This is a genomic window from Methylobacterium sp. GXF4, from assembly GCF_000272495.1.
Classification (GTDB): Bacteria; Pseudomonadota; Alphaproteobacteria; order Rhizobiales; family Beijerinckiaceae; genus Methylobacterium; species Methylobacterium brachiatum.
Map to the genome: position 1 here is coordinate 102,201 of NZ_AKFK01000065.1, position 11,714 is coordinate 113,914.

At 70.5% G+C, this 11,714-nt stretch carries 8 protein-coding genes; 5 read left to right on the plus strand and 3 right to left on the minus strand.

Annotation, left to right across the window (positions count from 1 at the left end):
* Nucleotides 1–203 precede the first annotated feature (203 nt).
* A complete protein-coding gene (locus WYO_RS17305; RefSeq protein WP_007564798.1) occupies nt 204–1,694 on the plus strand; it encodes a DUF2252 domain-containing protein in 1,491 nt (496 codons plus the stop codon).
* 317 nt (nt 1,695–2,011) lie between these two features.
* Here the strand turns inward: WYO_RS17305 and WYO_RS17310 are convergent, their stop codons facing one another.
* Both WYO_RS17310 and WYO_RS17315 read right to left on the minus strand, forming a co-directional pair.
* Entirely contained in the window at nt 2,012–2,950 is a 939-nt protein-coding gene (locus tag WYO_RS17310; protein WP_007564799.1) for a LysR family transcriptional regulator, read from the minus strand.
* Between the two features lie 152 nt (nt 2,951–3,102).
* A complete protein-coding gene (locus WYO_RS17315; RefSeq protein WP_007564800.1) occupies nt 3,103–4,746 on the minus strand; it encodes a GMC family oxidoreductase in 1,644 nt (547 codons plus the stop codon).
* Nucleotides 4,747–4,937: 191 nt separating this feature from the next.
* Here WYO_RS17315 and WYO_RS17320 point away from each other — a divergent pair, with 191 nt between their 5' ends.
* The 4 genes from WYO_RS17320 (at nt 4,938) to WYO_RS17335 (ending at nt 9,255) form a co-directional block, all read left to right on the plus strand.
* On the plus strand, nt 4,938–6,974 hold the full coding sequence (locus WYO_RS17320) for an ATP-binding protein (protein WP_007564801.1): 2,037 nt from the start codon (nt 4,938–4,940) through the stop codon (nt 6,972–6,974).
* Between the two features lie 152 nt (nt 6,975–7,126).
* Nucleotides 7,127–7,408, plus strand: a complete 282-nt coding sequence (locus WYO_RS17325; protein ID WP_007564802.1) for a hypothetical protein — start codon at nt 7,127–7,129, stop codon at nt 7,406–7,408.
* Complete coding sequence (gene gluQRS / locus WYO_RS17330) at nt 7,405–8,268, plus strand: tRNA glutamyl-Q(34) synthetase GluQRS (RefSeq protein ID WP_007564803.1); 864 nt, start codon at nt 7,405–7,407, stop codon at nt 8,266–8,268. The genes WYO_RS17325 and gluQRS overlap by 4 nt, the downstream gene beginning before the upstream one ends.
* 63 nt (nt 8,269–8,331) lie before the next feature.
* On the plus strand, nt 8,332–9,255 hold the full coding sequence (locus WYO_RS17335) for a methyltransferase domain-containing protein (RefSeq protein ID WP_007564804.1): 924 nt from the start codon (nt 8,332–8,334) through the stop codon (nt 9,253–9,255).
* Nucleotides 9,256–9,354: 99 nt separating this feature from the next.
* Here WYO_RS17335 and WYO_RS17340 read toward each other — a convergent pair whose 3' ends face one another.
* On the minus strand, nt 9,355–11,388 hold the full coding sequence (locus WYO_RS17340; RefSeq protein WP_007564806.1) for a M23 family metallopeptidase: 2,034 nt from the start codon (nt 11,386–11,388) through the stop codon (nt 9,355–9,357).
* Nucleotides 11,389–11,714 lie beyond the last annotated feature (326 nt).

The window sequence follows — 11,714 nt, forward strand, 5'->3', positions numbered from 1 at the left end:
CGGTCTGATCCGCGCGGCGCGGACCGGGAAGGACTCTCTTCGAATACGCGACCGGTTAGATGGCGGCCCTGTAGAGGGGTCAAGACCCGCCGGGGGCTGAATGGTCACAGAGCCCGGCCAATCCTATCGTGTACGGGGATTGGTCCGTTTCGGAACGACTGAGTACGGTCAAGGTTGTCAGGCACACGGTTCGGCGGGAGATCATGGACCAGGTGCGAAGCGACGACACGCGCGCTGCGGCGCCGCTCCCGGCCTCCGACCCCCCGGCCGACGATGTGGTCCTGGCGCCGCTGGCGGATTTTCCGCGGATCGATCTCCGGGCCGGCGTCGAGCCCTGGGACAAGCGCCGGCAGGCCGGCAAGGCCCTGCGGGCGGCCGTTCCGCACCACGCGCACGCGTCCTTGGATTCGGAGCCGGATCGCCCCGATCCGATCAGCCTGATCGAGGCGGCCCATGACGGCCGGCAGGCCCATCTGATCCCGCTCCGGGTCGCCCGGATGGCGACGGGCCCGTTCGCGTTCCTCCGGGGCGCCGCCCACGTCATGGCCTGGGACCTGTCGCGCGGCCCGCGCAGCGGCATCGACGTCGTGATGAACGGCGACGCGCATATCGACAATTTCGGCCTGTTCGGCACGCCGCAGCGGGAGATCGTGCTCGACCTCAACGATTTCGACGAGGTCACGGTCGGCCCGTGGGAATGGGACCTGAAGCGGCTCTGCGCGGGCATCGCAGTCGCCACGGCCGATGCCGGCAAACCGCCGGAATCCTGCCGCGCGGCCGTGATGACGGCGGTTTCGGGATACCAGCACACGATGCGGCGGCTGGCCCCGCAGGGCTCCCTGGAGGTGTGGTACCAGACCACCCCGGCGGATACGGCCCATCTCGGCGGGATCCGCATGGATTCGGAGGCCCGCGCCGTGGTCCGCCGCGCGGTCGACAAGGCGCGGCGCAAGAACAACCGCAGCCTCCTCGCCCAGGTCGCCGAGCGGCGCATCGACGGCGGCTGGCGGTTCCGGACCGACCCGCCGATCCTCACCCCGGTCGACGCCGCCACGCGGCAGAGGATCGTCACCGGGCTCGAGCGCTACGCCGAGACGCTGCCGCGCGAGCGGCGGTTCATGCTGAACCGCTACCAGGTCATCGACGTCGCCCACCGGGTCGTCGGGGTCGGCAGCGTCGGGACGCGGGCCTACGTGGCGCTGCTCTGCGGGAATTCCGACCGGGACGCGCTGTTCCTCCAGGTCAAGGAGGCGGTCCGCCCGGCCCACGCGCCGTACCTGCCCGGCATGCCCGAGCCCTATGCCGGCCACGAGGGCGAGCGCGTGATCTATGGCCAGCGCCTGCTCCAGGCGGTCGGCGACCCGCTGCTCGGTTGGACCAGCATCGATGGCCGACCCTACTACGTACGCCAGATGAAGAACCTGAAGGGCGCGATCCCCCTCGCCGAGATGTCCGGCCCGCCGCTCCTGACCTTCTCGTATGCCTACGGGGCACTCCTGGCCCGGGCGCATGCCCGGACCGGCGACGCGGCCGCCATCGCCGGCTATTGCGGCAGCGGCAAGAGCCCGGACCTGCGCGAAGCCCTGGCCGATTGGGCCGGGGCCTATGCCGAGCGCAACGCCGCGGATTTCGCCCTGTTTCGCGAGGCGATCGCCAGCGGCCGGCTCGAGGCGGCGGACGATCCTTGTTTGTGAGGTCCGGTGAAGGTCATACCGCCTTCTTCGTCATGGCGAGCGCAGCGAAGCAACCTAGGGCGGCGCGCGATCCCCGAACCGTGGTGCATCACTGGGTTGCTTCGCTGCGCTCGCCATGACGGTGTGAAACAGGAGATCGGATCGCATCCCGCTGACGGCTCATCCCAACCCGTCCCCTCATCCTGAGATGCTGCGGAGCAGCCTCGAAGGAGGCCTCCAGCCAGCAGCGCGATCCCTGAGGCTCCTTCGAGGGCTCCGCTTCGCTGCGCCACCTCAGGATGAGGGGGGTGGGTTGGTGAGGCGCATCAAAGCAACCGTCACGGCATCCCGAAGGTCGGGGCCTCGTTGGCGAGCCGCACCAGCAGGTCGCGCAGCCAGCGATGGGCGGGGTCGCGGTCATAGGAGGCGTGCCACAGCATCGACACCGCCACATCATCGAGCAGCACCGGCACCGGACTGACCGCGAGCGACAGGGCGCTGCCGAAGGCGGTGGCGAGCCGCGCATGCATGGTGGCGATCACCGGCGCGGCGCGGACCATGAACGGCACCACGAGGAAGCGCGGCGTCGTCACCGCGAGGATTCGCGAGCGCCCGATCAGGGCCAGGGCGTCGTCGACCACCCCGTGGGCGGTCTCCCGCAGGGAGGTCAGGACGTGCGGGAAGCGCAGGTAATCGTCGAGCCCGATCGGCGGCTGGATCCCGATGAGGTCGGCGTTGAACAGGACCACGTAGCTGTCCCGATAGAGCAGACGCTGCTTGTGGTGGATCTGCCCCTCGGAGAATAACCCGATGGCGAGGTCGACCCGGTCGGCATCGAGCTCGTCGAGGATGCGGGTGCGGTCGACCGAGCGCAGGAGCAGCCGGATCCCGGGAGCCTCCCGGCGCAGCTGCGCGATCAGCCGCGGCCCGAGCAGGACCTCGACGCTGTCGGGCAGGCTCACGGTGAAGCTGCGCTCCACGGTGGCCGGGTCGAAGCGCTCCTCGCGATGGACCAGGGCCTGGACCTGCCGCAACGTCGCCCGCAGGGGCTCGGCGAGCTTCAGGGCCCGGGGCGTCGGCCGCATCCCGTCGGGTGCCCGGGTGAGGAGCTCGTCGTCGAACAGGCGGCGCAGCCGGGCCAAGCTCGAGCTCATCGCCGACTGGCCGACGCCGATCCGGGCGGCCGCCCGGGTGACGCTGCGCTCGTCGAGCAGCGCGTCCAGGGCGACCAGCAGGTTCAGGTCGATCCGGCTGAGATCGATGTGGTCAATGGCCAAGGTCGGGGCGATCGGTTCGAGGTCGGTCGCGCTGCATAGCAGAGCCGCGCGGCGAGAGCGCTCTCCGACGACGTGGCTCCGGTTCGACGCGAGAGCGCGCGTCACATCAAGACGTTAAAGCCGTGCCCGACCCGACGTGGTCGGGTACGGCTCTAGGCGGGCACCGGCTCCCGCGGCTCCGTGTGGTCGAACAGGCGCGGCGGCGCGATCTCGTCCTTGGCGCCCATCCGGTCGATCAGGTGATCGGCCACGCGCAGGGCATTGGCGATGATCGTCAGGGTCGGGTTCACCGCGCCGATTGATGGGAAGAAGCTCGCATCGGTCACGTACAGGTTGTCGAGCTCGTGCGCCTTGCAGTTCCGATCCAGCACGGCGGTGTTGGGATCCTCCCCGAACCGCAGGGTGCCGGCCTGGTGGGCGGTGCCGCCGATCGGGATGTTCTTGCCGAGATAGAGCGAGCGGTCGAACAGGTGCGGGTGCATGTCGGTGAAGCTGCAGATCTCCTGGAGCTTGCGCCGCAGCCGCTTATGCGCCTCGACATTGGTCTCGATGAGGTCGAGATGGACCTTGCCGTCCTTGTAGTAGACCCGGTTCTGGGCGAGCGGGATATCCTCCGAGGTCAGCCAGAAATCGACCGAGTGCTTCGCGATCCAGTCGAACGGCTTGTTGGGGAACCATTGCAGGAAGCCCGGCAGTCCCTCCCCATGGATCTGGGCGCCGTCGGACTTGCCGACCATCTGGATGTGACCGAGCGGGAAGTCCCAGCCGTCCTTCGGATCGGGATCGCCGAAGTAGAAGTCGTTGAGCCCGAGGGTCTTCTGGAAGCGGGTCGGGTTCGGGATCTTGGAGATCGCCAGCACCGTCGAGTTGTTGTGGCGCATGTAGTTGCGCCCGACCTGGCCGGAGCCGTTGGCGAGGCCGTCCGGGTGGCGCGCGTTTGCCGAGCGGAGCAGGAGCAGCGCCGAGGAGAGCGCCCCGCAGGCCACCACCACAAGGTCGGCCGAAGCCTCGAACGGCGCGTCGTCGCGCGTGCCGACCACGCCGGTGACGGTGCGGCCGCTCGGGTCGGTGACCAGCCGCTCGACATAGGTGCGGGTCAGCAGCGACAGGTTCGGGCAGTCGCGCAAAGCCGGATCGACCACCATGGTCTGCGCGTCGGACTTGCCGTTGGTCGGGCAGGGGAAGCCGTCGAAGGATTCGCACTTGATGCAGGGCGAGGTCGAGACGGCGCGCCCGTCCTTCTCCACCAGCCGCACCCCGACCGGAAGGTGGAACGGGTGGTGGCCGGCACTCTTCAGGTTGTCGAATAGCTGCTGGATCCGCGGCTCGTGCGACACCGGCGGATGCGCGTAGGGCTTGCGCGACCACGGCTCGGTCGGGTCCTCGCCGCGCTGGCCATGGACGTGGAACAGCTCCTCGGCGGCCTGGTAATGCGGCTCGAACTCGTCGTAGCCGACCGGCCAGGCCGGGGCGATGCCGTCCTCGTGCCGGATCGCGCCGAAATCCTTCTCGCGTAGGCGAAACAGGACCGAGCCGTAGAATTTCGAGTTGCCGCCCACGTAGTAGTGCAGGCCCGGCCGGAAGGTGCTGCCGTCGGAGGAGTGCCAGGTCTCCTTGGTCTGGTAGGTGCCGTCGACGATCACCGCCTGGCTGTCCCAGTTGCGCGGCTCGCGCAGGAGGTAGTCGCCGCGCTCGATCAGCAGGATGCGCTTGCCCGTCTGGGCCAGGCGCCACGCCATCGTCCCGCCGCCGGGGCCCGATCCGACGATGATCACGTCGTAATGCTCACCCGGCATATGCTCTATCTCCGTCCGGACCGATTGTCCTGGCAGGCAACTCGCGAGCCGGATTTCGGATCGCGCTGCGGCGACGTTTAGCATTCCGTGCCGACGATCCGTGCAACAGGCGGTTAAGGGCTTTTCCCAACCCGGCCTTCAGCTTCGCCTGCGATCCTGCACCGAGCCGGCCTGCAGCCGGGGAGGCAGCCATGGTCGTCAACGATATCGCGCTCGTGCTGGCGCTGCTGATCGCGGCGGCGCTCGCGCTCGGCCACTGGCGCGCCCGGCGCTCCGTCGCGGACGAGGCCGAAGCCGAGCGGCTGCAGGATCGCATCTGGCGGATCAGCGAGAGCGAGGACCGCTATCGCGCCCTGGTGGCGGCCACCACCGAGGTGATCGTGCAGCGCGACGCCCGCGGGCGCATCACCTACGCCAACGACGATTACGCCCGGCTGCTCGGTCGCCCGGCCATCGACCTGCTCGGCGCGCAGATCGATCTCGAGATCCTGGAGCGGAGCGAGATCGAGGTCGGCGAGGACGGCGTCCGACGCATGGAGGCGCAGATCCGTTCGGTGGACGGCCAGGTGCGCTGGTTCGCTTTCGTGGAGATGCCGGTCGCGCATGGCGACGCGATGCATTGGCTGCGCGCCGGCCGCGACGTGACCGCCCGGGTCGAGGCGCTGCGCAGCCGCGACGCGGCGCTCGAACGCGCCGAGGCCGCCAGCGTGGCGAAGTCGCGCTTCCTCGCCACGGTCAGCCACGAGATGCGGACGCCGCTCAACGGCATCCTGGGCATGGCCGATCTGGTGCTCGGCACGAATCTCGACCTGGAGCAGCGGACCTATGTCGAGGCCGTGCGCACCAGCGGACAGGCCCTGCTGGGGCTGATCGACGGCGTCCTCGATTTCTCGCGGATTGAGGCCGGGCGCCTCGACCTCGCGGCCGAGCCCTTCGACCTCCCGGCCCTGGCCGAGAGCGTCGTGGAGCTCCTGGCCCCGCGCGCGCAGGACAAGGGTATCGAGATCGCCCTGGACGTGACGGAAAGCTTCCCCCGGGGGCTCGTCGGCGACGCCGACCGCGTCCGGCAGATCCTGATCAATCTCGCGGGCAACGCGATCAAGTTCACCGAGCGCGGCGGCGTCGGCGTCAGCCTCGGCTTCACGCCCATCCAGGACGGGGGAGGGGAGGTGACCCTGGCCGTCTCCGATACCGGCTCCGGCATTCCCGAGGACCGTCTGCCGATCCTGTTCGAGGAGTTCGAGCAAGGCGACGGCAGCGCCAGTCGCAGCCACGAGGGCACCGGCCTCGGCCTCGCCATCACCCGCCGCCTGGTCACCCGCATGGGCGGCCGGATCGAGGCGGATTCCCGCGTCGGGCGCGGCTCGACCTTCCGGGTCGTCCTGCCCCTGCCGGAAGCCGAGGGCGCCCAAACCGGTCCGGCCCCTCTGCCCCGGCTCGAAGGGCGCCGCTGCCTGATCGTGGCGGATTCGCCCTACCAGGCGCCCTACCTGGCGCGCAGCCTGTCCCGGGCCGGCGCGGCCACCGTGATCGTCGGCACCCTGGAGGACGGGCTCGACGCGCTCTCGGGCGCCGCCTTCGACGCGGTCCTGGCCGACCGGGCTTTGGGCGATGCGGTTGTGCGCCAGATCGCCGATGCCGCGCGCGGCTGCGGAATCCGCTCGAGCCTCGTGCTGCTCTCGCCGTTCGACCGCCGCGGCTTCGGGGCGCCGGGCGCAGCCGGCTTCGACGGCTACCTGATCAAGCCGGTGCGCGCCCGCTCACTGTTCGAGCGGCTGCTCGCCCCACCGGTGGCGGTCGAATCCGCAACCATCCCGGCGCCGGCCCCGGCCCGGACGGGAACGGGCCTGCGGGTCCTGCTCGCCGAGGACAACCCGATCAACGCGCTGCTCGCGACCCGCGCCCTGGAGCGTCTCGGCGCCGAGGTCGTCCACGCGGTCGACGGGGTCGAGGCGCTGGAGCGGCTGCAATCGAGCGGCCCGTTCGACCTCGCCCTGATCGACGTGCGCATGCCCCGGCTCGACGGCCACGAGACCGCCCGCCGCATCCGCGCCGCGGAAGCGGCCGGGGAGGGGACCCGGCTGCACCTCGTGGCGCTCACCGCCAATGCCGGCCGCGCGGACGAGATCGCCGCCCGCGCCGCCGGGTTCGACGGGTTCCTGGCCAAGCCGCTCAATCTGAAGCTTCTCCCGGCCCTGCTGCAGCGCCGAACCGCGCAGGCCGCCTAGCGCGTCGTGCCGGGCCCTGGAACCGGCACGACGCGCGGGCTTTCTGTTTCGCATCGTCTTTCCGACATCCAGCGCTCACCTTTCGCGGCGAAGCGCTCGGCCCGCCGAACCCGCGTTGACAGCCGGCCGCTCCCCGCGCCAACAGAAAGCCCATGTCGACAGCCGCCACCATGCCGCCTGCACCGCGCTCCGCGACCGGCGCCCTCGCCGCCTGGGGCATCGCGATTCTCGTGATCGCGACGGTGCTGCTCGGCGAGCTGCTGCCGGCCCGGCACCCGGCACCGGCGCGCTCGGTCGCCGACGATCCGGCCTGCCTGGAATGGACCGACGGCTGCCGCGTCTGCCAGCGCTTGGCCGAGGGTCCGGCCTGCTCGCTGCCCGGCATCGCCTGCCAGCCCGGCACGCCGCACTGCCTGCGCCACCGCGACGGGTGAGGCCGGGCGCACCGATCCTGCGGTTCGCGCCGAGCCCCAACGGACGGCTCCATCTCGGCCACGCCTATTCGGCTCTGCTCAACGCCGACCTCGCGCGGCGGATGGGCGGCCTCTGCCGCCTCCGGATCGAGGATATCGATCCGGTCCGGTCGAGGCCGGACCTGGTCGCGGCGATCGTCACCGACCTGGCCTGGCTCGGCCTGACCTACCCCGAGCCTTTGCGGCATCAATCCCGCCACCTCGATTCCTACCGGGCCACGCTCCAAGGCCTGATCGCGAGGGGGCTGGCCTATCCGTGCTTCTGCTCGCGTGGCCAGATCCGGGCGCGGGCGGCCGCCAGTGCGGGCAACCCGCACGATCCGGACGGCGCACCGCTCTATCCCGGCACCTGCCGCGGGCTCGATCCCGGGATCACGGCCGAACGCCTCGCCCGGGGCGAACCGCATACCTGGCGCCTCGACATGGCCGCCGCGCTGCGTTGCGCCGAGGCCCCGCTCAATTACGAAGCTTTCGACGAGGCCGAGACGCGCCGGGTCGCGGCCGATCCGGCCAGATGGGGCGATGCGGTGATCGCCCGCCGCGACGTACCGACCAGCTATCACCTCGCCGTGGTTCACGACGACGCGGAGGAGGGGATCACCCACGTGGTCCGTGGTCGCGACCTCGAAGCGGCCACCGATCTCCACGTGCTGCTGCAGCGCCTGCTCGGCCTGCCGACGCCGCGCTACCATCACCACGCCCTGATCCTGGACCCCGACGGCGAGAAACTCGCAAAGACCCGGGGTTCGCAGAGCCTGGCCGACCTGAGGGCGGCGGGCGTCACCCCCGAGCAGATCCGCGCGCGTCTCGGCTTCGCCTGAGCGGATGGCCGTTGCCGTAGCCAGCTTCGGCCAACACCATGGCGGGCGAACCGGGGGATTCGCATGCCGGACGAAGCGACGCGGCGCATGCCGCACTCGGCCGAGTATTTCGGCGCCGAGCGCGACTATTTCTGGAACGCCGATTATCTCGATCTGCTCTTCGGGCGGCTTGGCCTGCCGCGGCCGGCCGCGATCCTCGACGTCGGCTGCGGCGAAGGCCATTGGGCGCGCCTGATCGCCGGACGCCTGTCGCCCGGCTCATCCGTGACCGGCGTCGATCGGGAGGCCGTGCATCTCGCCGCGTTCGAGCGCGCGCTCGCGACGACCGAAACGGCCGGCCTCTCCGTCAGCACGCTGCAGGCGAGCGCGTACGATATCCCGGCCCCGTCCGCCACGTTCGACCTCGTCACCTGCCAGACACTGTTGCTGCATCTCCGGGAGCCCGCGAAGGCGCTTGGCGAGATGAAGCGCCTGGTGAAGCCCGGCGGTCAGATCCTGTGCGTCGAGCCGAACAACCTCGTCGGGCGCTTGCCGATATCCAGCCTCATGTCGGTGATGCCGGTGGACGAGGTCGTCCGCCTCGCCGAATTCGCTCTCCGCTACGTCATCGGCCGGGCACGCCGGGGCCTGGGTGATGAAACCATCGGCGAGTCGCTGCCCGGCCTTCTCGCCGAAGCCGGCCTCCAGGATATCCGCGTCTGGCTCTGTGACCGGGCGGCGGCCGTCTTTCCACCCTACGACACGGCCGAACAGGCGGCCCTTCTCGACGCCGGGTGGCGCTGGCGACGGGAAGGTCTCGGCCCCTTCGACAAGGCGGAGATGCGCAGCTGCGTCCTCGCCGGGGAGGGAAGCGAGGCGTTCTTCGAACGCGCCTGGGCCGATTACCTCCGCCTCGACGATCGCATCGCGGAAGCTGCCGCAAACGGCCGATGGCACACGGCGGGCGGCACGTTGTTCTACATCGCCGCCGGGAGGAAGGGGCCTTGATCCGGCTCCCGGCCGGACCGTTCATGCGGTGCCGTCCCCACCGGTGCCGCGTGGCGACCTTCGTCAGCGCGATCCCCGAACGCCGCGCGGGCCGTCGCCTCAGCGGACGGCCGCATCCCGCTGCGCCAGTGCCGTGGCGCTCTTCGATTTCAGCATGGTCGCGTCGACCTGCTCGCGCTGGCGCTTGAACTCGGCGAGCAGCCGGCCGTCGAGCTCGCGGCCGCGGGGCACGCGGATCTTCATCGGATCGACGAAGTGGCCGTTGATGATCACCTCGTAATGGAGGTGCGGCCCGGTCGAGAGGCCGGTGGAGCCGAGATAACCGATGATCTGCCCCTGCCGGACCCGGACGCCCTCCTTCACCCCGCGGCCGAACCGCGACATGTGGTTGTAGGTGGTCACGTAGCCGTTGACGTGCTGGATCTCGACCCGGTTGCCGTAGCCCGAGGTCATCTCGGCCCGGATCACGACGCCGTTGCCGGCCGCGGCGATCGGGGTACCGATCGGGTTCGCCCAATCGACGCCGGTATGCAGCTTGGCGTAGCCCAGAACCGGGTGACGCCGGTAGCCGAAGCCGGAGCGCATGATCCCGTCGGGGATCGGCTTGCGCAGCAGGAACTTCTTCAGGGAGCGCCCCTGCTCGTCGAGATAGTCGATCGTGCCGTCATCCGGGGACTGGAAGCGGTAGACCTTGCGGGTCTCGCCGCCCAGGGTCAGCGCGGCGTAGAGCAGGTCCGGGCGATCGGCCCCGGCCTCGTCGTCGTAGGTGTAGAACACGTCCAGGCCGTCGCCGCTGCTGATCCGGCGCTGGAAATCGAGGTCGTAGCTGAACACCCGGACGATGTCCTCGACGGTCGCGCGCGGCAGGTCGTGGCGTGCCGCCGTCTCGTAGAGGCTCTGGTACAGCCGCGGCCCGGAGCCCGAATCCTCGTCCTCGTCTTCACCCGCATCCGCCTGTGGCTGCGGCTTGGCGGAGGGCGCCTCCTCGGTGGGCGGGGCCACCGACACGAAGGCGCTCCGGTCGTTGAGCGCGGCGATGCCCTCGATCCCGTTCTCGCCGTAGAGCACAACGCGGGTGACCTGGCGCGGATCGCCGGGGCGGGGCCCGGGGGCGATCTGCACCCGCATCTGCTGCCCCTCCGCGAGCGCGCCGGTGCGGGCCTTGCCGCCCAGAGCCGCGACGATGCCGCGGATCTGCTCGTCCCCGGCCAGGCCGGTGGCCTTCAGGATGCCCTCTAGCGTCTCGCCGCGTTTGAGCGCGATGTCGCGCTCCTCCACGAGCGGCGCCTCGTTGGGCTTGAGCTCGACCTTGGCGACCTTGGTGACGTTCTCGGGGACGACCAGCACCTCGATCGCTTTGAACGGGTTGGCGTCCTTGGCGACCGAACCTTCCGCATCACCGCCGCCCGCGCCCTGCTGGAGGGTACGTGACAGCAGGATCTGCGGGGCGATCGGAATGGTCGCGCGGCGCCCGGCCTCGGCGGCGATGCGGCGCTCCTCTTCCACCTGCGCGGTGACGTCGTCGTCGGTGAGCGCCGGGGCGTTGGCGTCGACCGGGGCGTCGGCCAGATCGCGCTTGACCACCGTCACCTCGGCCCCGGGCGCGTCGGCGGCCGCATCGGGCGCGCGTTCCAGGGGCTCGTCGGAGACGAACTTCATCGGGTCGAACCGGGGCAGATCGCCGGCATAGACGCCCGTCGTCATCGACAGGGGCGTGGTGATCCGCACGAAGGCCTTGGCCTTGATGATCTCGCGATCGCCCAGGCGGACGGTCACCGGCGCGCGAAAACTCTGCTTGGCCGAGGCGATCATCAGGTTGCGCACCAGCCGGTCGCCCTTGCGGGCGATGTTGGCGCCGCTCTCGCTCGGCTGCGGCCGGGCCATGAGGGTGGCCTTCTCGGGAATCGCTGCGAAGGACACGTCGCCCTGGAGAGAGACGTGCAACGCCGCCGCGATCAGGCCGGCGCCGGTCAGGCCGGTCAGCGTGCTGGCACAGAGCCAGCGCAGGTTGACCGCACGCCGGTCGATCTGGGTCGCATCCGCGCCGAGAAGATCGAGGGGAGCCTGGACCCCGCGCCCGACGCCGGGGGCGAGGGCGGCCACGTCGCCGATCTTGAGTCGCTCGCGCTTCACTCGAAGGTCCCGGAAAGACGACGGCGCACAAGCGCTCCCGCCAGCCTGACTGATCCGCGGCCGGTCAGGCTCAGGCCGCCCGCGCCGTATAGGTACGAGCGGTTCATCTCGGAGCCCAGCATGTCGAGATTGAGGCGCAGTCTGCCGCGACCGCGCATTCCGCAGGGGGATTTGCGGCGCCGCGAGAGGGGAGGGGGCCCGATCCGGGGCGTCGCTGGAAAATCTGCGAATCGGTGTTGACGGCCGGGAACCGTCTGCGTATACACCGCTCATCGGCGCCGGCCGCGGAAGTGGCCCGGGCGCTGAGGCATCTTCTGACAGATCGG